Genomic DNA, 26513 nt, shown 5'->3' on the forward strand with positions numbered 1-26513 from the left:
TCCGGCATGACGGTCGAGCCGATCCCGTTTGCCGAAAGCGCTGAATGGAGCCTGCATGAGGGCAGCATCCGCCACAGGACCGGTGGCTTTTTCTCGCTGGAAGGCTTGCAGGCAAACGCGCAGGCGCAGATTCCGAATGGCTGGGAACAGCCTATCATCAATCAACCTGAAGTCGGCATTCTGGGCCTTGTCGCGACGCCAGGGGACGGCGGCCACCTGTGGCTCTTTCAGGCGAAGGGGGAACCCGGCAATGTGGGTGGTGTCCAGCTTGGGCCGACCGTGCAGGCGACCTACAGCAATTACATGCGCCGCCATGGCGGTGCCGCGACCCATTATCTCGAGCTGTTCCTTGGCAACGAAGACAACCTTGCAAGCAACGGCCTGCATTCCGAACAGGGCACCCGGTTCCTGCAAAAATTCAACCGCAACGCAATTTGCGTGGCGCGCTCAGCCCCGGTGCCGGCCAACGAGCAATTCGCTTGGATACAATCGGCTTCCGTGCGTGAGGCATTGCTCACCGACTTTGCTGTCAACACGGATGCGCGCTCAGTGTTGGTGACGGGACCTTGGGCATTACTCGCTGATGACGGCCAGCCGTTCAGCACCACAAGTGTGCAGCTGGGTGTGGAAACCGGTGCGGCATTCGCCGAATCGTATCTGGCACCCGTCGACAGGGGGCTGATGGATCGGGCGGCGGTGGCCATTCACGACCTTGCTGGCGAAATCGGTCTTGCCTGTGACAAGGTATCCCTTGAAGGCCTCAGCGGTTGGGGATTGACCGCCGATAGTCTCGCCAGTGCCGACGATGGCGGTGCTTTCACCATTCAGCATTACCGCGTTTCGGCACCGGACCGTGAAAAGACACATTGGGATCAGCCGCTTGTACGGTCCACCGGCACAGATGAGGTTATCCTGTTCTGCCAGCAACGCGATGGCATGCTGCGTTTCCTGTTGCGGCCCTCCATCGAGGTTGGCCTCAAGGGCGGGGTCGAGATCGGGCCGAGCTTCAAGCGGGAAAGCCTTGTTGACGCGCCAGTGTGGCTGCAACGCCTTGCTGACGAAAAGCCCGGTGCCACGCTTTGGCAAAACCAGCAGTCGGACGAGGGTGGCCGTTTCATGGATTCGCGTTGCAGCTATGTGCTGCATCAGTTGCCAGAGGGCGCACTGATTGACGAAAATGATCCGTGGAATTTCTGGTTCACACTTGCAGAGCTGGAACAGGTCTGCCGGACCGAATCTTCGGTCACGAACGAATGCCGCTCTGCGGTGTCCCTGTTGCTCGGGTTCGCCTGATGCAGGCTCTGCGGCTCATCGCTGGCAAAGCGGCACGGCGCCGGATCGAGGAAAAAGGCCTGACGCCTGACCTTGTCCGCCTTGTGCTTGGGGCATCCGGTGGGCCGAAATGGCTGGTTCTCAAGGGGCTTGATCAATATCTTCTTGGTGACTGGCTGCCGAAAGCCCCGCAGCCGATAGACCTGATCGGTTCGTCAATCGGCGCTTTCCGCATGTCGGTCGCCGCGCATCCGGAACCTGCCAAAATGGTGCAGCGGCTGGAAGATACCTATCTTTCCTACCGCGCCGACAAGGGGGTGACGGCTGAGGCAGTGACGAAACAGTCCTACGACATTGTCAATGCCCTGTTCCCGCCCGAGGACGCTGCCAAGGTGGTGGCGAACGCCGACCGTCGGCCGCTCAATATCGTGGCGGTGCGCGGCAAGGGGCCGGCGGCCAGCAACCATGCGCTGATTGAAGGGCTCGGTGTGCTGCTTGCAGCCGGCGCCAACCTGATGAGCCGCAAGGCGCTGGGCCTGTTTTACGAGCGCGTGGTGTTCCATACCGGTCACGCGGTGCCGTCGTCCCATCGCTGGCAGGGCTTCGGGCGGGTCGATATCCCGCTGAAGCCCGAGGCGCTTGTCGATGCCATCATGGCGTCGGGATCGATCCCTTATGTGATTGACCCGGTCACCGATATCGCCGGGGCACCGCGTGGCAATTACCGCGATGGCGGCGTGACCGACTATCATTTCGATGTCATGTGGGACGCGGGCGACGGGATCGTCCTTTACCCGCATTTCTATCCCTATCTGGTGCCGGGCTGGTTCGACAAAAGCCTGAAAGGCCGCCGGGTGCGCGGCGAGGCGCTCGATAATGTGCTGATCCTGGCGCCAAGCGACGAGTTTGTCGCGAGCCTGCCTTTTGGACGCATTCCGGAGCGTAAGGATTTCGGCGCAAGGCCAGACGCTGACCGCCTGAAGGACTGGCGCAAGGTGGTGGCCGAGAGCGGCCGTCTGGGGGAAGAGTTTGCAACGTTTGCGGCCTCGCCGGGCAAGCTGATGGACCGGCTTGAAATGGCGCCGCAATGATGGCCAAATGAGCGAATGGGAACGGGGAGTAGCCAATTGTACACTGACGGAACTGTATTCGGGGAAGCGGACCTGCTGGCCGGTCATCTCGGCGACTTCATCGATCTCTGTGTGGATATGCACGGCGACAATGACGCCTTCACCTGCGTGCTGCCGACCGGCCATCACGCCACGCTGACGCACCGGCAGCTTGGCAAATATTCCGATGCGGTTGCTGCCTACCTGCGGGACGGGCTTGGCCTCAATCAGGGCGACGTTGTGGCGATCCAGGCGCCGAACGTGCTTGGATACCCGGTTCTGGCCTTCGGGATCATGAAGGCGGGGCTTACGGTCACCAACGTCAATCCGCTCTATACGGTTGAAGAAGCCCAGCACCAGCTGAAGGACAGCCACGCCAAGGTGCTCTTTGTGATCGATCTTTTCGGCGACCGGGTGAAGGGCTCAATCGACGGCACCGAAGTGCGCCATGTTTACAAGCTCTCGCTTCTCGATTTCTTCCCGCAGCCGACCCGCGCCATCCTTGGCTTTGCCTTGAAGCATATCAAGAAGCTGGTTCCGCCTTTCAGTGTGAAATCCGAAGGCACGCTGATGGATGTGGTGAAGGAAGGCCGGCGCCTGCTGGACGCGGGTGCCGAGCCGAAGTTTTACCGCGAGGGTCGCGGGCTCAACGATATTGCTTTCTACCAATATACGGGCGGCACGACGGGGCGTTCGAAGGGTGCGGCGCTGACCCACCGCAACGTGATCGCCAACATGTCGCAAAGCTCCAAACGCAGCGCCGGGCTGATCGCCGAGAATGACAGCATGCTTCTTGTGCTGCCGCTTTATCACGTTTACGCGCTGGCGGTTGGCGCCATGGCAAGCATGCATAACGGCGTGCACGTGGTGCTGGTGCCGGTGCCGCGCCCGATTGTTAACCTGAAGCACGCGTTCGAGAAGTTCGATATCACCGTGATGCCGGGCGTGAACACGCTGTTCCTCGGCCTGATGCAGGAAGGCTGGTTCCGGGAGAATCCGCCGAAGACGCTGCGCATGTGCTTTGCTGGCGCTGCCCCCTTGCAGCCGGCCACCGCACAGGCATGGACCGACCTGACGGGTGCCCCGATCTATGAAGGATACGGCCTCACCGAGGGCACCTGCATCGTCACCTCCACCCCCTTCACCGAACAGCCGCGCCCCGGCAGTTGCGGCAAGCCGATGCCGGGCACGGTTCTGCGGATCGTTGGCGAAGACGGGCGTGACCTGCCGCCGGGTGAGCCCGGTGAGCTGTGGATCAAGGGGCCGCAGGTGATGCTGGGTTACCTCAATGCGCCCGAAGCCACGGCTGCGATCCTTGCCGATGGCTGGCTGCGCACCGGCGACATCGCCAAGGTGGACGATGAAGGCTATCTCTATATCGTCGACCGCCTGAAAGACATGGTGATCGTTTCGGGCTTCAACGTATTCCCGACCGATATCGAATCCGTGCTGACCCGCCATTCGCGCATCAATGATGCTGCCGTGGTGGGCGTGCCGGACCACGAAACGGGCGAGCGCGTGGTGGCTTATGTGGTGCCGGGCGACAATGAACTGACGCCTGAGGAAGTCCGTGACTATTGCCGCGAGCATCTTACCGGCTACAAGGTGCCGAAATCGGTAGTGCTGATCGACGAACTGCCAAAATCGCCGGTGGGCAAGGTGCTGCGCCGCGAGCTGCGCGACCGTGCCCGCATCGACTTCGCATCGGTGGCCTGACCGATGGATCTGGGGCTCAAAGGCAAACGCGTCCTCGTCAGCGGCGGCACCCGGGGAATCGGGGCTGCGATTGTTGACACGTTCCTCGCGGAAGGCGCCGACGTTGCCTTTTGTGCGCGAAACGCCAAGGCTGTTGCCGAGCGGGTTGCAGTGCTTGAGGCCCAAGGCCACAGGGTGGATGGTCGCGTGTGTGACGTATCTGATGCCCGCGCCTATCTTTCCTGGATCGACGAAGCGTCGGCGGCGTTTGGCGGCATCGATATCTTTGTGCCGAATGTGAGTGGCATGGGGCTCGGGAGCGGTGAGGAAGCTTGGCGCCGTCAGTTCGAGGTAGACCTGATGGGCACCGTGCGCGGCGCCGAGCGTGCCATGACGCACATGCCGGGTGGTGGCAGCATCGTTGTTATTTCTTCCATTTCGGGGATCGAACCCTTTGGTGACATAGGCCCTTATGCCACCTTCAAAGCGGCGCTGACGACCTACGCCAGCGGCCTTGGCGACAGTGCCGGGCGGCAGGGCGTGCGGGTGAATGTGGTCTCTCCCGGTGCGATCCATGTGGAAGATGGCTTCTGGGGCGAAATCCAGCGCACCCAGCCCGATGTTTACAAGATGGTGGCGAGCCGCCATCCGCTCGGTGCCCGTCTCGGCACCCCGGAAGAGGTCGCTCGTGCGGTCGTCTTTCTGGCGAGCCCCGCGGCTGGCTGGATCACGCGCACCAATCTCCTTGTTGATGGCGGCGCTACGCGGCGCTTCCAGTTCTGACCGGAATCTCGCCTTAATCCTGCCATGCTGATCGCCCTGAATGCAGGCATTGCATTCGGGAGGTTGATCCATGCTCAAGTCTTTGCTGCCCGCCGGGCTCTGTTTCGTGCTGATGGGGATACTGTCAGGCGGTGTGGCGGCAGGTCCGTCATTCGAGGCCGGCATCAAGGCGATCGAAGCGAAGTTTGGCGGACGCGTTGGAGTCACGGTCATTGATCCGGCCACCGGCAAGCAGCTCTCGCACCGGGGTGACGAGCGCTTTGCCATGTGCTCCACCTTCAAATGGGCACTGGCGGCAGCCATCCTGAAAGAAGTGGACGAAGGCCGGATGACGCTTGATGAGCGTATTGCCTTTGGCGACCGCGATCTTCTTTCCTACGCACCCGTCACCAAAGCGCGGGTTGGCGAAGGCGCGATGAGCGTGCGCGATCTGGCGGCTGCTGCCGTCTCCCTCAGCGATAATACCGCCGCCAATCTGCTGCTCGCCAAGATCGGCGGCCCGGAGGGGCTGACGGCATTTCTGTGGAATACGGGTGACGCCGTAACGCGGCTTGATCGCACCGAACCGACGCTCAATGAAAACCGCGAAGGTGACCAGCGCGATACGACGACGCCTGACGCCATGGCAAAGTCGCTGCAGAAACTGCTGACGGGCGATACGCTTTCGCCTGCGTCGCGCGACCTGCTTGTCCAGTGGCTCGAAGAAACGTCAACGGGCAAGGACCGCCTGCGCGGTGGTTTCCCGGCTGACTGGCGGGCAGGGGACAAGACCGGCACTTGCGGCTCGCGCGGGGCGGTCAATGATGTGGCGGTTGCCTGGCCACCGGGCCGTGGCCCGGTGTTTGTGGCGTCATACCTGAGCGATTCAGACGCGTCCTACGCCGATCTTTATGCGGCCCACGCCGAGATCGGCAAGCTGGTGGCGGAAACGGTTCGCTAGGCTTACCGGTCGTCGCCGTATATCGCGACGTTCAGCGGCGTTTTGGCGCCGACCTTGCCCCGATACATGCCAGGGGTGTTGAAGACCTGCGCCATGTTGCCCTTGGCGTCCACAGCGATGATGCCGCCGTCGCCGCCCATTGGCTTCAGTTCGTCCATAATCACCTTGTTGGCTGCGGCTTCGACATCCATGCCGCCATATTCCATCAGCGCGCAGATCGAACGGGCGACCGTCTTGCGGATGAAATATTCGCCGTGGCCGGTGGCGGATACGGCGCAGGATTTGTCGTCGGCATAGGTGCCGGCGCCGATCACCGGGCTGTCGCCGACGCGGCCCCAGAGCTTGTTGGTCATGCCGCCGGTTGAGGTGCCGGCTGCAATGTGGCCCGATTTGTCCCGCGCAACCGCCCCCACGGTGCCGAACTTGTATTCGATATCATGGTCGAGCGCCGTCTTGCCCTCGGCGAGGGCCTTTTGCAGCTGCTGCCAGCGGAAATCGGTGTGGAAATAGGCGGGATCGACAATCGTGACGCCGTTCTCGGCCCCGAAGGTTTCCGCACCCTTGCCGGAAAGCATCACATGTGGGCTTTTTTCCATCACCGCGCGGGCGAGGGCGATGGGGTTGCGGATATTGGTGACACCCGCCACGGCGCCCGCTTCGAGCGTTTCGCCGTTCATGATGGCGGCGTCCATCTCGTTCTTGCCTTCATGGGTGAAGACCGCACCCTTGCCGGCGTTGAAGTTGGGGCTGTCCTCCAGCACCTGGATGGCCGCAGTGACGGCGTCAAGCGCCTTGCCGCCGGACTTCAGCACCGCTTCGCCAGCTTCCAGTGCCTTCGTGAGGTCCGCCCGGATCGAGGCTTCCAGTTCGGGCGTCAGCTTGTCCGGCGTGATGGTGCCGGCACCGCCGTGGATCACCAGTGCATAATCCTGCATCGCATCGTCTGCATGTGCTGCCATCGCCGTTCCTGCCATCAGAAAAGCCGCGCCAATCAAGTGTTTTAGAACCATGGTTTAGTGTCCCTCCCTTTGACTTTGGCGCCATTCTAGGCATTGATGGCAAGCATACAAGATATCCATTGGGGGAAATCGGATGAAGCTTCTTCTCGCACTCGCCTTGGGCCTGTCGGCGACGGCTGTTCAGGCGGCTGACAAAGGGCATGACGCCCTGTCGCGCCTCTTTGCCGAAGAACGGCAGGTTTACTATGCGGAAAATCCGGGTTCGGGCCCGATGGACCAGCCGCAGCCGATGGCAGACGAGATGCCGCACGAAAGCCTTGCCGACTTTGCCCGCCGCGAGTTGCAGGACAAGGCGTTCCTTGATGCCCTTCACAAGATCGACCGCGCGAAGCTGACGGAAGAAGACCAGCTCAATTACGACATGTTCGCCTACATGATCGAGACGCGGCTCCTGTTCGCGAAATACCGGACATGGCGTATCCCGCTCATGGGCGACACGGCCTTTCACGCCTATTCGCTGGGGATGGGAAACCGCCTGCGCTTCCGCACGGCGGATGACTATGAAACCTATATCCGCCGGATGCAGGATATCCCCCGCTGGCTGGAAGAGAATGTGGCGGCTGCCCGTATCGGCATCAAGGAGGGCTTCGTTGTCCCCGCCATCGTTATCAAGGGCGTGATGCCGAGCTTTGACGCTGCCGTGGTGGGGACAGCCGAGGAAAGTACGCTTTATGCGCCCTTCCGCACCATGAGCGATGAGGTAAGCGAAGCCGATCAGGCGGCGCTGAGGGCCAAGGCGAAAAAGCTGCTCGAAGGCAAGGTGCTGCCGGCCTACAAGGCGCTTGCCGATTTCATGCATACTGAATATCTGCCCGCCGCGCGGCAGGACCTCGCTGCCGTCAACCTGCCGGACGGCAAGGAATTCTACGATGCCATGGTGCGCTACTATACCACGCTCGATATCACGGCGGACGAGGTGCATGCGCTTGGCGTCAAGGAAGTGGCCCGCATCCGCGCGGAGATGGACGCGGTGATGAAGGATGCCAAGTTCGACGGCACCTTCAAGGAGTTCCAGAATTTCCTGCGCACCGATCCGCAATTCTATGCCAAGTCGCCGCAGGAACTTTTGATGTATGCCTCGTGGCTCGCCAAACGGATTGACCACAAGCTGCCGTCGCTGTTCGGCAAGCTGCCGCGCCAGCCTTATGGCGTGGTGCCGGTGCCGGACGCGATTGCCAAAAACTATACGACCGGCCGCTATTCCGGTGCGACGCTCGATAGCCCCACGGGCGGCGAATACTGGGTGAATACCTATGCGCTCGACCAGCGGCCGCTTTACGAGCTGCCGTCGCTGACGCTGCACGAAGCCGTGCCCGGCCACCATCTGCAGAATGCGTTGGGGCTGGAGCTTGAGAATGTGCCCGAATTCCGGCTGGAGCTTTACCCGCATGCCTTCGGCGAAGGCTGGGGGCTTTATAGCGAGAAGCTCGGGCTCGAGATCGGGCTTTACACCACGCCGTATGAACAGATGGGCCGGCTTTCCTATGAAATGTGGCGGGCCTGCCGGCTGGTGATCGATACCGGCATCCATTCGAAAGGTTGGAGCCGCGAACAGGCCATCCAGTTCATGACCGAAAACACCGCCCTCAGTCCCCTCAATATCAGCGCCGAGATCGACCGCTATATCGCGTGGCCGGGGCAGGCGCTGGCTTACAAGATGGGTGAGCTGAAGATCCTTGAATTGCGCGCCCGTGCCGAAAAGGAACTGGGGCAGAAGTTCGATATCCGCGCCTTCCACGACCGTGTACTATCGGCAGGCGGTGTTCCGCTGACCATTCTGGACGCCAGAATAGACAGCTGGATCAAGGTACAGAAGGCAATGAACTAGAAAATTATTCCCAGATAACGAAATTGTGGGATTGATATTCTAATCACGCCGGTGTAGCGCTTGCGACAATAGAATGACGCGAGGAATCCATGTCGCACCAGAATCGCACAGGCGGTGCCATAGCCGCCATCGGGAACACGCCGCTGATCAAGCTCGAACATGCGTCCGAGCTGACCGGCTGCACGATCCTTGGCAAAGCCGAGTTCATGAACCCGGGCGGGTCGCTGAAGGACCGCCCGGCGCTGAATATCATTGAAGACGCCGAAAAGCGCGGCCTGCTGCAACCCGGCGGCCTGATTGTTGAGGGCACCGCCGGTAACACCGGTATCGGCCTTGCTGTGGTTGCGAATGCCAAGGGCTACCGCACGCTCATCGTGATGCCGGAAACCCAGAGCCAGGAGAAGAAGGATACGCTGCGTATCCTTGGTGCCGAGCTGAAGCTGGTGCCGGCGGCGCCTTATTCGAACCCCGGCAATTTCAACCATGTCGCCAAGCGGCTGGCGGAAGAACTGTCGGCGACCGAAAAGCATGGCGTCATCTGGGCCAACCAGTTTGACAACACCGCGAACCGGGAAGCGCATATCAAGACGACTGCGCGTGAAATCTGGCAACAGACAGACGGCAAGGTGGATGCCTTCATCACGGCTGTCGGCTCGGGCGGGTCGCTTGCGGGCACCGGTATCGGGCTCAAGGAATTCAACAAGGATATCGTCATCGGCCTTGCTGACCCCTTGGGGGCTGCCATCTATTCCTATGTGAAGACGGGCGAGCTGAAATCCGAAGGCAGCTCGATCACGGAAGGGATCGGGCAGGGGCGCATCACCGCGAACCTCAAGGATGCGCCCATTGATGAGGCCTTCCAGATTCCGGACACCGAAGCCCTGCCGGTTGTTTACGACCTGCTGCGGAAAGAGGGCCTGTGTGTGGGCGCTTCCACCGGCGTGAACGTGGCGGGTGCCATCCGGCTCGCCAAGCAGATGGGGCCGGGCCACACGATTGTGACGCTCCTCTGCGATAGCGGCCTGCGCTACCAGTCGAAGCTCTTCAATCCTGAATTCCTGAAATCGAAGGACCTGCCGGTTCCCGACTGGCTTTAAGCCTTTCGGCGGGTTTTCGGTGCCTGCGCCTCAAGTGGCAGGCGTGCGCGCTTCAGCACGGTCCTGAGCGCGAAGCTTGAATGCACCCGTGCCACGCCGGGCAGGCGGGTGAGGGTATGGTGGACGCGTTCATAATCCGGCGCGTCTTTCACCACCACGCGCATCAGATAATCCACATCCCCGCTCATCAGATAGCATTCCATCACTTCGGGCACGCCTTTGACGGCGAGCTCGAATTGGTCCAGCTGGTCTTCCTGCTGGCGGTCGAGGCTGACCCGCACGAACACCGATCCCGGCAGGCCAACATTGGCGCCGTTCACCACCGCCGAATAGGACTGGATGACGCCCGCTTCTTCCATTGCTTTCACGCGGCGCAGGCAGGCAGATTCCGACAGGCCGACGCGCGCGGCGAGTTCTACGTTCGATAGCCGACCGTTTTCCTGCAGGGCGGCAAGTACCGCATAATCAATCTTATCGAGCTTCATATCTGGTGGATCATTCGATAGTTTACCTTATTTACGCAAGAATCTGCGAAAACCATGCATCCAAAATCATCGCTTCGCAAGGACATTCGAGGTCTCGCCTGCTAGATTGCGGGGCATCCGGGGCGGGAAGTGCCCCATTGTCATTCTAGTGGAGGGAAGCATGCTTGTAGGCGTTCCGAAGGAAATCAAAGTCCGCGAATATCGCGTTGGTCTCACCCCGTCGTCCGTGCGCGAAATGATCGCCCATGGCCATAAAGTGATCGTGCAGAAGAATGCCGGTTACGAAATCGGCTTCGTGGACGAGATGTATGTGGCCGCCGGTGCCGAGATCGTTGAAACCGCGAAAGAGGTTTTCGACCGCGCCGACATGATCGTGAAGGTGAAAGAGCCGCAGGCGGTTGAGTGCGAAATGCTGCGCGAAGGCCAGATCCTTTACACCTACCTGCACCTGGCGCCCGATCCGGAACAGACCCAGGGCCTGATCAAATCCGGTTGCGTGGCTGTGGCCTATGAAACCGTGACCGACAAATTCGGTGGCCTGCCGCTGCTGGCACCGATGTCTGAAGTCGCTGGTCGTATGTCGATCCAGGCGGGTGCCCATGCGCTGGAGATGAAAAACGGCGGCCGCGGCCTCCTTCTCGGCGGTGTGCCGGGCGTGGCACCTGCCAAGGTTACCATCATCGGTGGCGGTGTGGTTGGCACCAACGCAGCCCGTATGGCCGTTGGCATGGGCGCGGACGTTGTGATCCTCGACCGTTCGATCCGCCGCCTGCAGCAGCTGGACGATATCTTCAAGGGCGCGGCCAAGACCATCGTGTCGAACACCGGCACGCTTGAGGAGCATGTGCTCGGCGCTGATCTCGTCATCGGCGGCGTGCTGATCCCGGGTGCGGCCGCACCTAAGCTCGTGACCCGTGAAATGGTATCGGCCATGCCGCGCGGTTCGGTCCTCGTGGACGTGGCCATCGACCAGGGCGGTTGCTTCGCGACCTCCAAAGCCACCACCCACGAAAACCCGACCTATATCGTCGACGAAGTTGTGCATTACTGCGTGGCCAACATGCCGGGCGGTGTGGCGCGCACCTCGACCCTCGCGCTCAACAACGCGACGCTGCCGTTCGCACTCGCGCTCGCTGACAAGGGCTGGAAAAAGGCACTGGCAGATGACGAACATCTGCTCAATGGCCTTAACATCGCTAACGGCAAGGTTACCTATGAAGCGGTTGCCCGCGACCAGAACCTTGCCTACACCCCGGCGCGTGAAGCTATTGGCGCCTAAGCCGATTTGGGTGTAGAAGGCAGGCATGACCAGCTTGCCGCATATTCAGGTGTTCGCCCTTGGCGGCACGATCGCCATGACCCCCGGTGCGGCCTCCGCCTCGCCGGGGGTCGTGCCGTCTTTGACCGCTACCGATCTGGTGGCGGGCGTTCCTGAAATCGCCAAGGTCGCCCATGTGACGGCGGAAACGCTGATGCAGGTGGGCAGCGCCAACCTGACGCTCGCGCATGTGGCCGAAGTCTGCCGCCGCGCCGAGGCTGGCAGTGCTGCGGGCTATGTGGTCACCCAAGGCACCGATTCGATGGAAGAAACCGCCTTTGCGGCCTTCCTTCTGTATGAAGGCGATGCCCCCATTGTTTTCACCGGCGCCATGCGCTCGGCCAATATTCCGGGCGCGGATGGTGCCGCGAACCTGCTGGCCGCGATCCGTGTGGCGGCGAGCGGCGGGGCGCCGCATGTGTCTGTCGTCATGAATGACGAAATCCACGATCCCGCCCGCGTGCGCAAAAGCCATACAAGCTCGGTCGCTGCTTTCACCTCGTCCGGCGGGCCGGAAGGCCAGATCGTTGAGGGCCGCGTTTTCCTGCGCGGGCCGCTCCCTGTCCGTCATGCACCGATGAAGCTGGACGCCGCCAAGGCACAGCCCGTGGCGCTGCTGACCGCGACGCTGGACGATACAACAGCGCTTGTCGAAGCGCTGCCATCGCTTGGCTACAAGGGGGCGGTGATCGCGGCCTATGGTGGAGGGCACCTTTCCGAGCCGTGGGCGGACGCAGCTGCAAAGCTTGCCGCCGAAATGCCCGTAGTGCTGGCGACCCGCACCGGGGCAGGCCGGGTGCTGGAGAAAAGCTACGGCTACCGGGGCGCCGAGATCGACCTGATCGAGCGCGGCCTGATCCCCTCAGGCGGGCTCGATACCCGCAAGGCCCGCATTCTGCTCTCGCTGCTTCTCGGCAGCTACGGCACCGAAGACGCCAAGGCGCGCTTCTACGGCTTCGCAAGCGGGATTTGATGGCATGATTATCCGCCTCTATCGCAGCGCTGATATCGAGGGCGTTCTTGCCGCGTGGGAGCGTGCGTCAAGGCTTGCCCATCCCTTCCTGACGGAAGCCTTTCTGGACGCAGAACGCGAGCGCATCCCGAACCTTTATATCCCGAACACCGATGTCTGGGTTGCCGAGGTTGATGGTGCCGTCGTCGGCTTCATTGCGCTTGCGGGAAACGAGGTCGGGGCGATCTTTCTTGATCCGGCCTGCCACGGGCAGGGGATCGGCAAGGCGCTGATGGATCAGGCCGCGTCGCTGCATGCAACGCTGGAGGTCGAGGTATTCGAGGCCAATTCAGTGGGCCGGGCTTTCTATGACCGGTACGGCTTCAAGTTTCTCGAGCGCAAGAAACACGGCGAGACGGGCAATATGCTGCTGCGGCTCGCGTATCAGCCCGCCTAAACCTCACCGGCATGCAGCTGAACGTCATCAAGCTTGTCGAGGAGCGCCGTCAGTTGGGCCTGTTCGTCCGCGGTCAGGCCTGAAATCAGCCGGTCTTCATAATCAAGTGCCAGCGGCACGATCTGTTCGTATACGGCGCGGCCCTTGGCCGATAGCGCGAGGACGGAGCGGCGGCGGTCATCTTCCGCGAAATGGCGCTCGATCCGGCCGCTTTCCAGAAGCCGGTTGACGGCGCGGGAAACTGCCACCTTGTCCATCGCGGTGCGGTCGGCGACGTCTGCGGCTGAAAGATCGGGGGTTTCACCGAGGACCGCCATGATTCGCCATTCGGGCAGGGTCAGCTGGAAAACTTCACTGTAGCGGTCCGCAATCGCGCGGCTGATGCGGTTCGACAGCACCGAAAACCGATAGGGCAGGAAAGCCTTTAGCCTGAGTTCCCGTTGGTTCCGTTGCATTTCGTCCATCACATTTCCTACAGCTTGTCGCAATCCTCTTGCAGACAGTTTCGTATGAAACTAATATGGTTTCAAGCGAAACGGTCGGGCAGGGGAACAGCCTGCCCGCTTTCCGTTCATCTGTAAATTCCGCATGTGCGGCGCAAGACTGAAGGAGTGTGACATGGCTGAACTCTGGGACAACCCGCTTGGCACCGATGGTTTCGAATTCGTTGAATATGCGGCCCCCGATCCGCAACTGCTGCGCACGCTGTTTGAGCGTCTGGGCTTCCCGGCAGTTGCCCGTCACCGCTCGAAGGATGTGACCCTGCACCGGCAGGGCGATATCAACTTCATCATCAATGCCGAGAAGGACAGCTTCGCCCAGAAGTTCGCCGCCGAGCACGGCCCCTGCGCCTGCGCCATGGCCTTCCGTGTGAAGGACGCTGCCTTCGCCTTCAAGAAAGCCGTTGCAGCCGGCGCCACCCCGGTGCAAACCGAAGCCGGCCCGATGGAGCTGAACATTCCGGCCATCGAAGGCATCGGCGGCAGCCGCCTTTATCTCGTTGACCGTTATGGCAAGAACACCATTTATGACGTGGATTTCGTGCCGATCGAAGGTGCCAACGCCGCCTCGCTTGACGCTGGTCTCACCTATGTCGATCACCTCACGCACAATGTGATGCGCGGCAATATGGACAAGTGGGCGGGCTTCTACGAGAAGCTCTTCAACTTCCGCGAAATCCGTTATTTCGACATCGAAGGCAAGCTAACCGGCCTCGTTTCCCGTGCGATGACGAGCCCGTGCGGCAAGATCCGTATCCCGATCAACGAATCGTCGGACGACAAGTCCCAGATCGCTGAATATCTGCGCGATTATAACGGCGAAGGCATCCAGCATATCGCGCTCGGCACCGACGATATCTTCAAGACGGTCGATGCGCTGCGCGGTCGTGGTGTGGCCTTCCAGGATACGCCGGACAGCTACTACGAGCTTCTGGACGCCCGCGTGAAGGATCACGGCGAAAACACCGCCGAGCTTGCCGCCCGCCGCATCCTTCTGGACGGCGCGCCGACCGAAGGGCAGGGCCTGCTGTTGCAGATTTTCACCCAGAATGTGATCGGCCCGATCTTCTTCGAGATCATCCAGCGCAAAGGCAATGAAGGCTTCGGCGAAGGCAACTTCCAGGCGCTGTTTGAAAGCATCGAGCTGGATCAGATCCGCCGCGGCGTTCTGAAGGCCGACTGAGGAGAGCAGGCATGAAGATCCAGCGCATTCACCACGTCGCCTATCGCTGCAAGGACGCCAAGGAAACGGTCGATTTCTACAGCAAGGTCCTGAATATGGACTTCCAGCTTGCGATTGCCGAAAACGAGGTGCCGTCCACCAAGGCGCCGGACCCCTATATGCATGTCTTCATGGATGCGGGGAACGGGAATGTGCTTGCCTTCTTCGAGCTGCCGAATGCGCCCGAGATGGGCCGGGATGAAAATACCCCGGCCTGGGTGCAGCATATCGCATTTGAAGTGGCGGATATGGACGCGCTTCTTGATGCCAAGAAACATATCGAAAGCTTCGGTATCGATGTGCTGGGCCCGGTTAGCCACACGATCTTCCATTCGATCTATTTCTTCGATCCGAACGGCCACCGTATCGAGCTTGCCGCCAACACGGCGTCGCCCGGCATGCTCGAAGAACTGCACCGCGTTGCACCGGCGATGATCGAAGAATGGTCAAAAACCAAAAAGGCCCCGCGCCACGCCGCATGGATGCATGGCGAAGGCGAATTCACGGGGACCAAGGGCTGACAGGCCCGCCAGGATTGTTTGAGGGAATATCCTTATGAAACTTGCTTCTTTGAAGGCTGGCCGCGACGGTCGCCTTGTGCTGGTGAAATCGGACCTCACCCGTTATGTGGACGCCAGCGCCATCGCACCGACCCTGCAGGCTGCGCTTGATGACTGGCCGGCCGTGCTGCCGCGCCTGCGTGCCCTTTCGGAATCGCTGGAATCGGGTGCCAAGGCCGGTGAGTCGTTCGACGAGGCCCTGTGCGCCTCGCCGCTGCCGCGCGCTTACCAGTGGGCGGACGGGTCGGCCTATGTGAACCATGTGGAACTGGTGCGCAAGGCACGGGGCGCCGAGATGCCGGAAAGCTTCTGGACCGATCCGCTGATGTATCAGGGCGGGTCCGACAGCTTCATCGCGCCGCGCGATGCCATCCGCTTCCCTGTGACCGAAGGCTGGGGCGTCGATTTCGAGGCCGAGATTGCCGTTGTCACCGGTGACGTGCCGATGGGTGTTTCGGTGGCGGATGCCGCCAAGGCCATCCGCCTTGTCATGATCGTCAATGACGTATCGCTGCGCGGCCTTATTCCCGGCGAGCTTGCCAAGGGCTTCGGCTTCTTCCAGTCCAAACCGTCGAGCGCCTTTGGCCCCGTAGCGGTGACCCCGGACGAGCTGGGTGATGTCTGGGACGGCGGCAAGCTGCATCTGCCGCTCGTCAGCCATCTGAATGGTCAGTTGTTCGGCAAGCCCAACGCGGGCATCGACATGACCTTCGATTTCCCGACGCTGATCGCGCATGCCGCCAAAACGCGGCCGCTCGCCGCCGGCACGATCATCGGCTCGGGCACGGTATCGAACAAGCTGGATGGCGGCCCCGGCAAGCCTGTCAGCGAAGGCGGGGCCGGGTACAGCTGTATCGCCGAAATCCGCATGATCGAAACGATCGAGACCGGCAAGCCATCGACGCCGTTCATGAGCTTTGGCGACACGGTACGGATCGAGATGCTGGACGCACAAGGCTGCAGCATTTTTGGCGCCATCGACCAGACGGTCGAAAAGGCCTGAGGCGACAAGGGGAGGGGAGACCATGAGCCGCACACTTTATAGCTACTATCGCTCCAGCGCGGCCTTCCGCGTGCGGATCGCGCTCGCCCTCAAGGGGCTCGACTATGATTATGCTGCGGTCAATATCTTCCCCGGTGTCGACGAGCAGAAGTCGGACAAATATCGCAGCATGAACCCGCAGGGGCGGGTGCCGTTTCTGGTGGACAGCGAGCTTTCGCTCGGCCAGTCTCCGGCGATCCTTGAATATCTCGAGGAAGCGTATCCGAGCCCAGCGCTGCTGCCCGAAAGCCTGGAGGCGCGCGCCCGCGTTCGGCAGCTGATGAATATCATCGCCTGCGATATCCATCCGCTGAATAACCTTGCGGTTCTGGGCGAGCTCAAATCCCGCTTCGGGGCAGACGACGCAGCGACGCAGGACTGGTACAGGCACTGGATCAGGGTCGGCTTCACCGCGCTTGAGGCGATCATGGCGGAAAGTCCCGGCACCTACACCCACGGCCACACCGTCACGCTGGCCGATGTGTGCCTTGTGCCGCAGGTGTGGAACGCCCGGCGCTTCAGCCTGCCGCTTGACGATTTCCCGCATATCGTGGCCGCCGATGCCGCCTGCCGCGAACTGCCGGCGTTTCAGGCTGCGATGCCCGAACGCCAGCCCGACGCCCCGAAGGCCTGACATGTGCTATAATGCCCAAATGAGGTTGTTCTAATGCTTATCACCACTCGTCTCGGACGTCAGGTTGAGGTCAATGCGGACTATACCGTTGACCAGCACTGGGAGCATTTCACAGCGGAAGAGCATGATCGCTGGGACCGGCTCTATGCCCGGCAGGAACAGCTGCTGGAAGGCCGTGCCTGCGACGAGTTCATGCAGGGCCTCAAGCTCCTGAAGCTTTCTGACGGCGGCATCCCGCGCTTTGATGACCTGTCGGCGCGGCTGGGCAAGCTGACCGGCTGGTCGGTCGTGGCGGTGCCTGATCTGGTGCCGGATGACGTTTTCTTCGATCATCTCGCCAATCGCCGCTTCCCGGCAGGCAATTTCATCCGCAGCGAGCGCGAGCTTGATTATCTGCAGGAACCTGATGTTTTCCATGATGTTTTCGGCCATGTGCCGATGCTCGCGAACCCGGTGTTTGCCGACTATATGGAAGCCTACGGAAAGGGCGGGCAGCGCGCGCAGGGCAAAGGCGTGCTTGCCAATCTGGCGCGGCTTTACTGGTACACGGTCGAGTTCGGCCTTATCAGCACGAAGGACGGCATGCGCATTTACGGCGCCGGCATCGTCAGCTCGAAGGCGGAAAGCATCTACAGCCTTGAAAGCGATAGCCCGCACCGCATTCATTTCGACCTGAAGCGCCTGATGCAGACGGATTACAAGATCGACGATTTCCAGCAGACCTATTGGGTGATCGATAGCTTCAAGGAGCTTCTCGAAGCCACCTATCAGGACTTTGGCCCGCTTTATGATGCCCTCGTCAGCGAGAACATGAAGCACGCACCTGATGCCATTCTGACGGATGATCGGGTGCATCATGAGGGCACGCAGGCCTATGCGCGTGCCGGTGGGCGGCTCGCCAAGGCCGGCTAGGCGAAATCCCGCCATTCTTTCCACTACTTGCAGCGAAAGCCGATACACGGCATGATGGCGCTGAAGGGGGGATATGATGCGCGATATCATATCCAGGTGGAGGCGACGGATCTGGGCTCGCTGCGCAGTGGCGGCGGGCAGGCCAGCAATTCATGCCTTCTTCCGGCCTTTCATGCTGCAATTATGCTGCGTCCTTGCGCTGGCCGGTTTGCCGGCTTACGCCGATGATGAAGACCTGCCTGTCTTCAAGCTTTATCATCCTGAAAATCCGCCCTGGGGCTCCCGCGAGGGCGAGAACGGCTTCATAGTCGAGATCGTCGAAACTGCCTTCAAGCGGGCAGGGATACCGTTTGATGCAGTTTATGCGCCGTGGAAGCGCGAGCAGACGATGGTGCAGAAGCATCCGAACGGTTTCATGGCGCCGCTGACGCGCGTTGAGCACCGCGAGAAGCTTTATACATGGGTGGCGCCCGTCAATATCTCCTTCCTGCAACTGGTGACCCGCTCGAACGCGCTTTCCAGGGCACCGTTTGAGGAGCTGAAAGGCATGCAGGTGGCAGCGCGGATGGAATCGCCCGCCGAATTCATGCTGAAGGACCTCGGTTTCCAGTCGATCACCATCGTGGAGGACGAAGAGGCCGCGGCCCGCATGATATTGGCGGATCGGGTGCTTCTGTGGATGCAGCGTGGCCTGCCAGGCCACTGGGCCTACGACAGGGCTGGCGGCAAGATTTCAGACCTGAAAGTCATCCGTTTCTGGCGCACGCCGATGCAATATCTGGCTGCCTCGCCGGGTACTGACCCCAAGGTGATCGATAAACTGAGGGTAGAGCTTGATGCCATGCGCACATCGGGCGAGATGGACCGCATCAAGCAATCCTATTTTTCCTTCCCGCTTCACTGCGACATCCTGTTTGCTTGCACCGCGACTTCGGCGGAAGGCGACGCCAAACCATTCGGGCAAAATCCGGACGAGGGCACGGAATAGCGCCGGTTATTGCGGTGCCGGGCCGGGGCTTGCATTGCCCATGTCGAGCACGGCCTTCCACTCGCCGTCGCGTTTCGCCCAGATGGTCGTATATTTGCCGTAGGCGGTTTTGCGCTCGCCGTCTTTCATGAAGCGAAGCTCATAGGTGCCCCATGTGTAGGCAAGATCGCCGGACCCGGCGACGGAGCCGTCCTGCGGCCACCATTCAAGCTGCATGTCGGCAGGCAGGCCTTCGAAGCCCTTCATGATGGCGTCATGGCCGAGCGTTGCGTGAGCGCCGCCATCCAGCTTCACCGCGTCACTTGCCAGATAGTGGCTGAATGCCGCTGCCATGCCGCGTTCCATCGACATGCGGCTGAAGGCGCTGTCCACGCCCATGATGTCGCCGCGGTCGTCCGCCATCGCAGCAGGCGTGAATGCAGCGACGAGCAGCAGGGTTGCAAGGGTTTTGCGCATGATTTCCTCCCGTTTGTTGGGCGGGAGGATAGCACGCAGGCAGTGGCTGGCGCCCTGATAGTAGCGGTTTAAACCAAGTGTCTAGAAAGTTCAGTCTTTGGAAGCTGCCTTGAAAACCTCAAGCTGGGCTTCGAAGGCGCGCTGGTAGGCGGGGCGGGCCTCGCCGCGAGCCACATAGGCGGCAAGATTGCTGTGTTCCTTGAGAAGGCTTGACCTTCCGAGGCGTCGCAGAGCCGAAATCATCAGAAGGTCTCCCGCGCTGAAATCACCGTCCAGCCAGTCGGCATTCCCGAGCTGGTTTGAAAGGGCTTCAAGTCGCCGGCGGATACGCGCTTCAACAATCGGCATGCGTGCCTCGTACCAGGGCTCGTCCTTTTCGGTGAGGACAGCCGCCTCGCGGGCAGTGATCGGCGGCTCGATCGTATTGAGGGCGGCAAACATCCAGCTGATGGCGCGTGCCCGGGCGTTTGGTTCCTTGGGCAGCAGGCCGGGGTGGCGTTCGGCGATATGCAGGATGATCGCGCCGGATTCGAACAATACGAGCCCGTCTTCCTCACACGTCGGAATCTGCCCGAAGGGATGAAGTGCGACGTGGGCTGGTTCCTTCAGTGCTGTGAAGGATAGCAGCCGCACGTCATAGGGCTGGCCGACTTCCTCGAACGCCCAGCGAACCTGCATGTCACGCGCCAGACCGCGACCGCGGTCCGGCGAGTTTTCAAAAGCTGTGATGGTGGCTGTCACTTCGGGTTCATCCGGCAACAGCAGCATCAAGGGCTGCGATATCGATTTTCCCCATTGTCATCATCGCGTTGAAGGCGCGCTGAGCTTCATCCGGGTCGCTGCTGGTCGTCAGGTCCAGCAGGCGCTGCGGGGTGATCTGCCACGAAAAGCCCCAGCGATCCTTGCACCAGCCGCAGGCGCTCTCGGTGCCGCCATTGCCCACAATCGCATCCCAGTAACGGTCGGTCTCTTCCTGTGTTTTCGTCACGACCATGAAGCTGACGGATTCGTTCGGGGTGAAAATCGGGCCGCCATTGAGGCCAACATACCGCTGGCCCAGAAGGGTGAATTCAACGGTCAGCTCCGTGCCCGCACTCCCGCCCGGGAAGTCGGCTGGGGCCATATTCACCCGGCTGACGCTGCTGTTCGGGAAGGTGCGTGCATAAAATTCGGCGGCTTTGCCGGCTTCGCCGTGATCAAACCACAAGCAGGTAACAAGATCGGTCATCTCTGTTCTCCTAGAGGTGGGCAATGTCTCACTGATTGATTTCGGGCAGCACAAGGTGCGTGAGCTTGTCGAGCGAATCCTGCCAGCCAAGATAGCAGGCCTCGGCCGGGATCACATCCGGCACACCTTCCTGCACAATGTTGATTTCGGTGCCACAAGAGACCGCCTTCAGGGTGATGCTTGCGCGCATCTTACCTGCTGGCATGTGCGGCCCTTCGAAGCTCGTGGTGTACACAAGGCGTTCGCCGGGGACGAGTTCATGGTAGATGCCGCCAAAGGAATGGCTGTGGCCGGTTGTGAAATTGCGGAAGGACATACGGTGTTTGCCGCCTTCCTTCGCGTCCAGTTCATGGACCGTGCAGACATAACCATAGGGCGGCAGCCAGCTGGCGATGGCGTCTGCTTCCAGAAAGGCGCGATAGACCTTTTCGGGGCTGGTGGCGATAACGCGGTGCAGTTTGATCGTGTTTGGCATTTTTGGTTCCTCTCGCTGTTATGTGACTCAGGCTTTCAAGCCATTTTTGGGGTGAAGAGCAGTTTCAGGTAACGGGTCAGGTGATCGACACTTTCAGCCGCCACCTCGGCCCCGCCTTTTGCCTTGGCAAGGATGAAGGCGCCTTGCAGCACGGCCTGTGTGTGCAGGGCGAGGGACTTCGCCGTCCAGTCAGGCGTCAAACCCCGGTCGCGAAAGGCGGCCTCGATATCGGCTTCAAGTGTTGCGGCGTGGCTGCTGATGCTGCGATCACAGGCATCGCGAATGGCAGGTGTCGTCTCGTAGGTTTCCTGCACCATCGTGCCGACAAGGCAGGTGAAATCCGGTACGCCGCCCTGCAGCAGTTCCTTGCGGAAGGCGACATAGGCAAGGATGCGGTCAAGCGGGTCGGCATGGTCGTGATAGGGCGCGCCGGCGAAGAGGCCGCTGGTCATTTCAGACCAATAGTCCGCCGCCGCCACACCCAGCGCTTCCTTGGATTTGAAATGGTGGAAAAAAGCCCCCTTGGTGACGCCCGCCGCAGCGCAAAGCTCATCCACCGACGTGGCGGCATAGCCCTTGGTGCGGATGACCGTCAGGGCGGCATCCAGAAGCTTTGAACGTGCATCCTGTTTGGTAGGCTGGCTGGGCATTTCCCTCTCCTTGACATGTAACATACCGACCAGTTGGTATGTTGTCAATGTACTTGAATTCGGGCGGCATCAAAGCAAAAGGCCCCGGCATTTCTGCCAGGGCCTTCAGATGGTTAGCTGCTGTCTGCGCGCTTATTCAGCGGCAGCAAGCTTCGCTTCGTTGGCGTGGCGGATGATGTTCTCGGCCATTTCGTTCGCGATGATACCGGTCGGGCGGCCTTCCTTGTCGGACGCCGTGAAGATTTTCGAGAGCGTCTCGCCGATGCGCAGGACCTTGGCGGTACGCGCAGCTTCGTTGACGGGCTCTTTATAGACTTCGGATTCGACCGAGATGATGCCGCCAGCGTTGATCACATAGTCCGGTGCGTAAAGCACGCCGCGCTTGCGGAGGACTTCGTCTTCAACACCTTCGCTTTCAAGCTGGTTGTTGGCGGCACCTGCGATGATCGAGGCCTTGATGTCCGGGATCGTCTTGGCATTGAGGCCGCCACCAAGGGCGCAGGGGGCGAAGACGTCGCAGTCCACGGCATGGATCGCAGCAGGTGCCACAACCTCAACCGGGCCCATGGCTTTCACAGCCTGGATGTTGGCATCGACGATATCGGTGACAACAACCTTGGCGCCGGCCTTCAGGAGGTGCTCGACGAGATACTGGCCAACGTGACCAACGCCCTGAACGGCAACGGTGACGCCCTTCATGTCGGTTTTGCCAAGCTTGTGCGTCACTGCGGCCTGAATGCCGGTGAACACGCCAAGTGCGGTGTGTGGCGACGGGTCGCCGGTGCCGAAGTCGCCGCCTTCAAGGCCGCAGACGAACTGGGTGGTCTCGGACGCTGCCTGCAGCATGGCGGGCGTGGTGCCCACATCTTCCGCCGCCCAGTAAACGCCACCAAGGCGCTGGACGAAACGGCCGAAGGCATGCATCAGCTCGGGCGTGCCAAGCTTTTTCGGGTTCCCGATAATCACCGACTTGCCGCCGCCAAGGCGCAGGCCCGCCATGGCGTTCTTGAAGCTCATGCCGCGCGACAGGCGAAGCACGTCATAGACGGCATCCTGCTCGCCGCGGGTTTCCGCCACATCGACGGGCGCGCCCGAATGAAGGGCAGCATAATCCCAGAAGCGGGTGCCGCCCGTAGCCGGGCCAAGCGCCGAAGAGTGAACGGCGATGATGGCTTTGAGGCCGGTTGCCGGATCGCTGCAGAAGACCACTTGCTCGTGGTTCTTGAAGCTGCGGGAGTCAAACACAGGCATGTCTTTTTCCTTCGAAAGGGTTTGGGGACCCGTTATTCCGCCGCACTGGCCATCTGAGGGGCGGGTTCACCGCGCCATTTGGCAAGCAGGGCCGTCTTGGCCTGGGCAGCCGCCCGGGCATTTTCCTCTTTCACCGGGCCGAAGCCGCGGATCATGTCGGGCACATTGGCGATTTCGGTTGCCAGTGCCAGCTTGTCGGCGGTCAGCGCGCCGAGAAGTTCTGTCAGTGTCGCCTCGTACTCTGCGATCAGCGCCCGTTCCATCTTGCGTTCGGCGGTGTAGCCGACGAGATCGAGGGGCGTGCCGCGCAGACCCTTGAGTTTCGCGAGAAGGCGGAAGGCCGTGAAAATCCACGGGCCGAACTCGCGCTTCTTCGGGCGGCCGGTAGCGACGTCCTGGCCCGGCAGCAGCGGCGGGGCGAGATGCACGGAAAGGCGCATCTTGCCGTCGAACTGGGTGTTCAGCTTTTCCATGAACTCAGGCGCCGAATAGAGGCGCGCGACCTCATACTCGTCCTTGTAGGCAAGGACCTTGGCATAGTTCAGGGCAACTGCACGGGTGAGCTTCTCATCCTTGCCACCAGCTTTGGCTTCGGCTGCACGCACCTTTTCGACAAGGGCGGTGTAGCGGTCGGCATAGGCGGCATTCTGATAGGCCGTCAGATGCTTCACGCGGCTCGCAATGATTTCGTCCACGGTTTCGGGCAGCTTGGCTTTATCAAGCGTCGTGCCTTTCAGAACCTTCAGGACAGCATCGATATCGTGCGCTGCCATACGGCCCCAGAAGAAGGTGCGCAGATTGCCTTCCACGCCCACCTTGTTGAGGCGGATGGCGCCTTCGATAGCTTCATAGCTGAGCGGGATCAGGCCCTTCTGCCATGCATAGCCGAGAACGAAGGTATTGGTGGCAATGCTGTCACCCATCAGGGCCGCAGCAATTTCCTGTGCGGGTACACGGAAACGCTTGTCCTCGCGGGTCACTTCATCAAGCTGCTTCTGCACAGCCGCCTGCTTGAAGTCGATGTCCTTGTTGCGGACAAAGTCGGCAATCGGCGTGAGGTGCGAGTTGATAACGGCAGCCGAACGGTCAGCGCGCAGGACGCCGGTTGCGTCCTTCGAGGCCGCCACAATGCTGTCGCAGGCGAGAAGCGTGTGGGTACGGCCCGTCACGATGCGGGGGCTGCGCAGCTTGTCGCTGTCTGCGGCAATCCGCACGTGGCTGAGGACCGAGCCGCCTTTTTGCGCAAGGCCGGTCATGTCGAGGACCGACGAAGCCTTGCCGTCAAGGTGCGCCGCCATGCCGAGGATGGCACCAACGGTCAGTACGCCGGTGCCGCCGATCCCGGTGACGAGGATGTTATAATCGTCAAATTCGGGGTCGAAGTCCGGCAGCTTGGGCTCGGGCAGGGCAGGCAGGCCAAGCGTATCAAGCTCGCCGACACCAGCTTTCGATTTGCGCGGCTTGCCACCATGGACGCTGACGAACGAGGGGCAGAAGCCCTTCACGCAGCTGAAGTCCTTGTTGCAGCTCGACTGGTTGATCACCCGCTTGCGACCGAATTCGGTCTCCAGCGGTTCCACCGACACACAGTTCGATTGAACCGAGCAATCACCACAGCCTTCGCAGACGGCATCGTTGATGAAGACACGACGATCGGGATCTTCCATCAGGCCGCGCTTGCGGCGACGGCGTTTTTCGGCCGCACAGGTCTGGTCATAGATGATCGCGGTCACGCCCGGCGTTTCGCGCAGCTCTTCCTGCAAGCGCATCAGCATCGAGCGGTCGTGGACCTCAACGCCTTCCGGCAGCTTGACGAGCGCATAGTCGCCCGGCTTTTCGGAGGCGATGACCACACGGCCCACATGCTCCGACTTCAGCTGGTAGGCGATTTGCGGCACGGTGAGGCCGCCTTCAACTTCCTGCCCGCCGGTCATGGCGACAGCATCGTTGAAGAGGATCTTGTAGGTGATGTTCACACCAGCCGCGACGGCCTGACGGATTGCAAGGCTGCCCGAGTGATTATAGGTGCCGTCGCCAAGGTTCGCGAAGATGTGCTTTTCCTTGGTGAAGGGCGCCATGCCAACCCACGGAACCCCCTCGCCACCCATGTGGGTGAAGGTCTCGTTCCGGCGTTCCATATTGATTGCCATGATATGGCAACCGATACCGGCAGTCGCACGGCTGCCTTCCGGTACCTTCGTGGAGCTGTTGTGCGGGCAACCCGAGCAGAAATAGGGCGTGCGCTTGATTTCCGGCGTATAGCCTTCGGAGGCGCGGCGGCGCTCGGTGAAATAGTCGAGCTTCGCCTCGATATCCTTGTTCTTGTAAAGGCGCGACATGCGGGCTGCGATGACGTGGGCGATGATGCCGACATCAAGCTCGTTTTCAGGCGGCAGCAGCCAGTTATCCTTCTCGTCGTGTTTGCCGACGACAAGCGGACGCACGCTTTCTTTCCAGTTATAGAGCTGCCAGCGCAGCTGGTGCTCGATCATCTCGCGCTTTTCTTCGACGACGAGGACTTCTTCCAGCCCTTCGCAGAAGTGGCGGACCCCTTCGGGCTCCAGCGGCCAGGGCATGCCGACCTTGTAGAGCTTCAGGCCGATTTCCTTGGCAACTTCCTCGTCGATGCCAAGCTCATAGAGCGCCTGACGCACGTCCTGATAGGATTTGCCCGAGGTGATGATGCCGAATTTCGGTTTGGGGCTGTCCCAGATGACGCGATCGATGCCGTTGGCGCGCGCGAAAGCATGGGCTGCGAAGCCCTTGTAGCGCTGCAGACGGAAATCCTGATCGCGCCACACATCCGGCCAGCGGATATTGAGGCCGCCTTCGGGCATTTCAAAATCGGTCGGCAGGATGATCGAGCGGCGCTCGCCCACGAGATCAACGGTGCCCGACGATTCCACGACTTCGGCGTTCGCCTTGAAGCCGACCCACGTGCCGGTATAGCGGCTCATCGCAATGCCGAGGAGGCCGTATTCCACAAACTCGGAAATCGAGGCGGGATACAGTTCCGGCATGAAGGCGGCCATGAAGTTATGGTCCACCTGGTGCGGGATCGTGGAGGATTTGGCGCCGTGGTCGTCGCCGCCGATGCACAGCACGCCGCCATGCGGGGTGGTACCGGCAGCGTTGCCGTGCTTCACCACGTCCATCGAGCGGTCGAGGCCGGGGCCTTTGCCGTACCAGATGCCGAACACGCCGTCGTACATCTTGTGCTCTTCGTGGAGATCAATGAGCTGGGTACCCCAGACGGCGGTTGCGCCGAGGTCCTCGTTGATGCCGGGAACAAATTCGATGTTTTCAGGCTTCAGGTATTTTTCGGCCCGCATCAGTTCCTGGTCGTAGCCACCAAGCGGCGAGCCCCGATAGCCGGAAATGAACCCGGCTGTGTTGAGACCCGCTTCAGTGTCGCGCCAGCGTTGAACCAGCGGCAGACGCACCAGCGCCTGGACACCATTCATATAGACGCGGCCGTCGCGACGGACGTATTTATCGGCAAGGGTTACCTTGTCAGTCATCATATTCTCCCGCCCCACTCCCGGCAAAAGGGAGGTATCAAGTTGCCAGAGTATGCCACTCAGTTGAGGAAATGAGCTTTCGAAGATTCGCGATTTTCGCAATGTTCGGGAAGCGAAAC

General features: G+C 61.0%; 26 protein-coding genes. 16 read left to right on the forward strand and 10 right to left on the reverse strand.

Annotation, left to right across the window (positions count from 1 at the left end; genetic code table 11):
- Nucleotides 1-6 precede the first annotated feature (6 nt).
- The 5 genes from PH603_RS08925 to bla all read left to right on the forward strand — a co-directional run bounded on the left by PH603_RS08925 (nt 7) and on the right by bla (nt 5799).
- Nucleotides 7-1293 carry an NDP-hexose 2,3-dehydratase family protein gene (locus PH603_RS08925; RefSeq protein WP_289505647.1) on the forward strand — a complete coding sequence of 429 codons (1287 nt, stop codon included), beginning with the start codon at nt 7-9 and terminating at the stop codon, nt 1291-1293.
- Nucleotides 1293-2363 (forward strand): patatin-like phospholipase family protein, encoded by a 1071-nt coding sequence (locus tag PH603_RS08930; RefSeq protein WP_289501970.1) that lies wholly within the window; start codon nt 1293-1295, stop codon nt 2361-2363. The genes PH603_RS08925 and PH603_RS08930 overlap by 1 nt, the downstream gene beginning before the upstream one ends.
- Before the next feature lie 36 nt (nt 2364-2399).
- The gene (locus PH603_RS08935; RefSeq protein ID WP_289501972.1) at nt 2400-4097 is read left to right on the forward strand and encodes an AMP-binding protein; all 1698 of its coding nucleotides are present in this window, start codon (nt 2400-2402) and stop codon (nt 4095-4097) included.
- Between the two features lie 3 nt (nt 4098-4100).
- Nucleotides 4101-4859, forward strand: a complete 759-nt coding sequence (locus PH603_RS08940; RefSeq protein ID WP_289501974.1) for an SDR family NAD(P)-dependent oxidoreductase — start codon at nt 4101-4103, stop codon at nt 4857-4859.
- Between the two features lie 70 nt (nt 4860-4929).
- Nucleotides 4930-5799 carry a class A beta-lactamase gene (gene bla / locus PH603_RS08945; RefSeq protein ID WP_289501977.1) on the forward strand — a complete coding sequence of 290 codons (870 nt, stop codon included), beginning with the start codon at nt 4930-4932 and terminating at the stop codon, nt 5797-5799.
- A 2-nt stretch (nt 5800-5801) separates the two neighbouring features.
- Here bla and PH603_RS08950 read toward each other — a convergent pair whose 3' ends face one another.
- Entirely contained in the window at nt 5802-6758 is a 957-nt protein-coding gene (locus PH603_RS08950; RefSeq protein WP_289501979.1) for an isoaspartyl peptidase/L-asparaginase family protein, read from the reverse strand.
- A gap of 133 nt (nt 6759-6891) precedes the next feature.
- On the opposite strand from PH603_RS08950, the gene PH603_RS08955 reads away from it, so the two are divergent.
- Both PH603_RS08955 and PH603_RS08960 read left to right on the forward strand, forming a co-directional pair.
- A complete protein-coding gene (locus PH603_RS08955; protein ID WP_289501981.1) occupies nt 6892-8646 on the forward strand; it encodes a DUF885 domain-containing protein in 1755 nt (584 codons plus the stop codon).
- An 89-nt stretch (nt 8647-8735) separates the two neighbouring features.
- Nucleotides 8736-9743: a cysteine synthase A gene (locus PH603_RS08960; RefSeq protein ID WP_289501983.1), complete on the forward strand. Its 1008-nt coding sequence runs from the start codon at nt 8736-8738 to the stop codon at nt 9741-9743.
- Here the strand turns inward: PH603_RS08960 and PH603_RS08965 are convergent.
- Nucleotides 9740-10228 (reverse strand): Lrp/AsnC family transcriptional regulator, encoded by a 489-nt coding sequence (locus tag PH603_RS08965; RefSeq protein ID WP_289501985.1) that lies wholly within the window; start codon nt 10226-10228, stop codon nt 9740-9742. The genes PH603_RS08960 and PH603_RS08965 overlap by 4 nt on opposite strands.
- A 160-nt stretch (nt 10229-10388) precedes the next feature.
- Here PH603_RS08965 and ald point away from each other — a divergent pair, with 160 nt between their 5' ends.
- The 3 genes from ald to PH603_RS08980 are packed head-to-tail and all read left to right on the forward strand — an operon-like array spanning nt 10389 to nt 12955.
- On the forward strand, nt 10389-11507 hold the full coding sequence (ald, locus tag PH603_RS08970; protein ID WP_289501987.1) for an alanine dehydrogenase: 1119 nt from the start codon (nt 10389-10391) through the stop codon (nt 11505-11507).
- Between the two features lie 25 nt (nt 11508-11532).
- On the forward strand, nt 11533-12519 hold the full coding sequence (locus PH603_RS08975) for an asparaginase (RefSeq protein ID WP_289501988.1): 987 nt from the start codon (nt 11533-11535) through the stop codon (nt 12517-12519).
- A 4-nt stretch (nt 12520-12523) separates the two neighbouring features.
- Nucleotides 12524-12955: a GNAT family N-acetyltransferase gene (locus PH603_RS08980; RefSeq protein WP_289501990.1), complete on the forward strand. Its 432-nt coding sequence runs from the start codon at nt 12524-12526 to the stop codon at nt 12953-12955.
- Here the strand turns inward: PH603_RS08980 and PH603_RS08985 are convergent.
- On the reverse strand, nt 12952-13410 hold the full coding sequence (locus tag PH603_RS08985; RefSeq protein ID WP_353507395.1) for a MarR family winged helix-turn-helix transcriptional regulator: 459 nt from the start codon (nt 13408-13410) through the stop codon (nt 12952-12954). The genes PH603_RS08980 and PH603_RS08985 overlap by 4 nt on opposite strands.
- Before the next feature lie 163 nt (nt 13411-13573).
- On the opposite strand from PH603_RS08985, the gene hppD reads away from it, so the two are divergent.
- The 6 genes from hppD (at nt 13574) to PH603_RS09015 (ending at nt 18813) form a co-directional block, all read left to right on the forward strand.
- Nucleotides 13574-14638, forward strand: coding sequence for a 4-hydroxyphenylpyruvate dioxygenase (hppD, locus tag PH603_RS08990; protein ID WP_289501994.1), 1065 nt, complete (start codon nt 13574-13576; stop codon nt 14636-14638).
- A gap of 11 nt (nt 14639-14649) precedes the next feature.
- On the forward strand, nt 14650-15198 hold the full coding sequence (locus tag PH603_RS08995) for a VOC family protein (protein ID WP_289501996.1): 549 nt from the start codon (nt 14650-14652) through the stop codon (nt 15196-15198).
- A 34-nt stretch (nt 15199-15232) separates the two neighbouring features.
- Nucleotides 15233-16240 carry a fumarylacetoacetate hydrolase family protein gene (locus PH603_RS09000; protein WP_289501998.1) on the forward strand — a complete coding sequence of 336 codons (1008 nt, stop codon included), beginning with the start codon at nt 15233-15235 and terminating at the stop codon, nt 16238-16240.
- A gap of 22 nt (nt 16241-16262) precedes the next feature.
- A complete protein-coding gene (gene maiA / locus PH603_RS09005) occupies nt 16263-16913 on the forward strand; it encodes a maleylacetoacetate isomerase (RefSeq protein WP_289502000.1) in 651 nt (216 codons plus the stop codon).
- Between the two features lie 33 nt (nt 16914-16946).
- Entirely contained in the window at nt 16947-17825 is an 879-nt protein-coding gene (gene phhA, locus PH603_RS09010) for a phenylalanine 4-monooxygenase (protein WP_289502002.1), read from the forward strand.
- Nucleotides 17826-17997: 172 nt separating this feature from the next.
- Nucleotides 17998-18813, forward strand: a complete 816-nt coding sequence (locus PH603_RS09015; RefSeq protein ID WP_289502003.1) for a substrate-binding periplasmic protein — start codon at nt 17998-18000, stop codon at nt 18811-18813.
- Nucleotides 18814-18819: 6 nt separating this feature from the next.
- On the opposite strand, the gene PH603_RS09020 is transcribed toward PH603_RS09015, so the two are convergent.
- The 7 genes from PH603_RS09020 to PH603_RS09050 all read right to left on the reverse strand — a co-directional run bounded on the left by PH603_RS09020 (nt 18820) and on the right by PH603_RS09050 (nt 26394).
- Nucleotides 18820-19269, reverse strand: coding sequence for a YybH family protein (locus PH603_RS09020; RefSeq protein WP_289502004.1), 450 nt, complete (start codon nt 19267-19269; stop codon nt 18820-18822).
- Nucleotides 19270-19359: 90 nt separating this feature from the next.
- Nucleotides 19360-20010 (reverse strand): glutathione S-transferase family protein, encoded by a 651-nt coding sequence (locus tag PH603_RS09025; protein WP_353507396.1) that lies wholly within the window; start codon nt 20008-20010, stop codon nt 19360-19362.
- A gap of 7 nt (nt 20011-20017) precedes the next feature.
- Nucleotides 20018-20497 carry a VOC family protein gene (locus tag PH603_RS09030; protein WP_289502008.1) on the reverse strand — a complete coding sequence of 160 codons (480 nt, stop codon included), beginning with the start codon at nt 20495-20497 and terminating at the stop codon, nt 20018-20020.
- 28 nt (nt 20498-20525) lie between these two features.
- Complete coding sequence (locus PH603_RS09035) at nt 20526-20972, reverse strand: SRPBCC family protein (RefSeq protein ID WP_289502010.1); 447 nt, start codon at nt 20970-20972, stop codon at nt 20526-20528.
- Nucleotides 20973-21007: 35 nt separating this feature from the next.
- Nucleotides 21008-21622 carry a TetR/AcrR family transcriptional regulator gene (locus PH603_RS09040; protein ID WP_289502012.1) on the reverse strand — a complete coding sequence of 205 codons (615 nt, stop codon included), beginning with the start codon at nt 21620-21622 and terminating at the stop codon, nt 21008-21010.
- A 132-nt stretch (nt 21623-21754) separates the two neighbouring features.
- Nucleotides 21755-22873 carry a Glu/Leu/Phe/Val family dehydrogenase gene (locus PH603_RS09045; protein ID WP_289502014.1) on the reverse strand — a complete coding sequence of 373 codons (1119 nt, stop codon included), beginning with the start codon at nt 22871-22873 and terminating at the stop codon, nt 21755-21757.
- 32 nt (nt 22874-22905) lie between these two features.
- The gene (locus PH603_RS09050) at nt 22906-26394 is read right to left on the reverse strand and encodes an indolepyruvate ferredoxin oxidoreductase family protein (protein ID WP_289502017.1); all 3489 of its coding nucleotides are present in this window, start codon (nt 26392-26394) and stop codon (nt 22906-22908) included.
- Between the last annotated feature and the right edge of the window lie 119 nt (nt 26395-26513).

This window comes from Gimibacter soli, assembly GCF_028463845.1.
Classification (GTDB): Bacteria; Pseudomonadota; Alphaproteobacteria; order Sphingomonadales; family Kordiimonadaceae; genus Gimibacter; species Gimibacter soli.

Bases quoted from the DNA above. Each gene is read 5' to 3' on its own strand.
- PH603_RS08925 (WP_289505647.1), top strand. From the start codon at position 7: ATGACGGTCGAGCCGATCCCGTTTGCCGAAAGCGCTGAATGGAGCCTG.
- PH603_RS08930 (WP_289501970.1), top strand. From the start codon at position 1,293: ATGCAGGCTCTGCGGCTCATCGCTGGCAAAGCGGCACGGCGCCGGATC.
- PH603_RS08940 (WP_289501974.1), top strand. From the start codon at position 4,101: ATGGATCTGGGGCTCAAAGGCAAACGCGTCCTCGTCAGCGGCGGCACC.
- bla (WP_289501977.1), top strand. From the start codon at position 4,930: ATGCTCAAGTCTTTGCTGCCCGCCGGGCTCTGTTTCGTGCTGATGGGG.
- PH603_RS08950 (WP_289501979.1), bottom strand. From the start codon at position 6,758: ATGGCAGCACATGCAGACGATGCGATGCAGGATTATGCACTGGTGATC.
- PH603_RS08955 (WP_289501981.1), top strand. From the start codon at position 6,892: ATGAAGCTTCTTCTCGCACTCGCCTTGGGCCTGTCGGCGACGGCTGTT.
- PH603_RS08960 (WP_289501983.1), top strand. From the start codon at position 8,736: ATGTCGCACCAGAATCGCACAGGCGGTGCCATAGCCGCCATCGGGAAC.
- PH603_RS08965 (WP_289501985.1), bottom strand. From the start codon at position 10,228: ATGAAGCTCGATAAGATTGATTATGCGGTACTTGCCGCCCTGCAGGAA.
- ald (WP_289501987.1), top strand. From the start codon at position 10,389: ATGCTTGTAGGCGTTCCGAAGGAAATCAAAGTCCGCGAATATCGCGTT.
- PH603_RS08975 (WP_289501988.1), top strand. From the start codon at position 11,533: ATGACCAGCTTGCCGCATATTCAGGTGTTCGCCCTTGGCGGCACGATC.
- PH603_RS08980 (WP_289501990.1), top strand. From the start codon at position 12,524: ATGATTATCCGCCTCTATCGCAGCGCTGATATCGAGGGCGTTCTTGCC.
- PH603_RS08985 (WP_353507395.1), bottom strand. From the start codon at position 13,410: ATGCAACGGAACCAACGGGAACTCAGGCTAAAGGCTTTCCTGCCCTAT.
- hppD (WP_289501994.1), top strand. From the start codon at position 13,574: ATGGCTGAACTCTGGGACAACCCGCTTGGCACCGATGGTTTCGAATTC.
- PH603_RS08995 (WP_289501996.1), top strand. From the start codon at position 14,650: ATGAAGATCCAGCGCATTCACCACGTCGCCTATCGCTGCAAGGACGCC.
- PH603_RS09000 (WP_289501998.1), top strand. From the start codon at position 15,233: ATGAAACTTGCTTCTTTGAAGGCTGGCCGCGACGGTCGCCTTGTGCTG.
- maiA (WP_289502000.1), top strand. From the start codon at position 16,263: ATGAGCCGCACACTTTATAGCTACTATCGCTCCAGCGCGGCCTTCCGC.
- phhA (WP_289502002.1), top strand. From the start codon at position 16,947: ATGCTTATCACCACTCGTCTCGGACGTCAGGTTGAGGTCAATGCGGAC.
- PH603_RS09015 (WP_289502003.1), top strand. From the start codon at position 17,998: ATGCTGCAATTATGCTGCGTCCTTGCGCTGGCCGGTTTGCCGGCTTAC.
- PH603_RS09020 (WP_289502004.1), bottom strand. From the start codon at position 19,269: ATGCGCAAAACCCTTGCAACCCTGCTGCTCGTCGCTGCATTCACGCCT.
- PH603_RS09030 (WP_289502008.1), bottom strand. From the start codon at position 20,497: ATGACCGATCTTGTTACCTGCTTGTGGTTTGATCACGGCGAAGCCGGC.
- PH603_RS09035 (WP_289502010.1), bottom strand. From the start codon at position 20,972: ATGCCAAACACGATCAAACTGCACCGCGTTATCGCCACCAGCCCCGAA.
- PH603_RS09040 (WP_289502012.1), bottom strand. From the start codon at position 21,622: ATGCCCAGCCAGCCTACCAAACAGGATGCACGTTCAAAGCTTCTGGAT.
- PH603_RS09045 (WP_289502014.1), bottom strand. From the start codon at position 22,873: ATGCCTGTGTTTGACTCCCGCAGCTTCAAGAACCACGAGCAAGTGGTC.
- PH603_RS09050 (WP_289502017.1), bottom strand. From the start codon at position 26,394: ATGACTGACAAGGTAACCCTTGCCGATAAATACGTCCGTCGCGACGGC.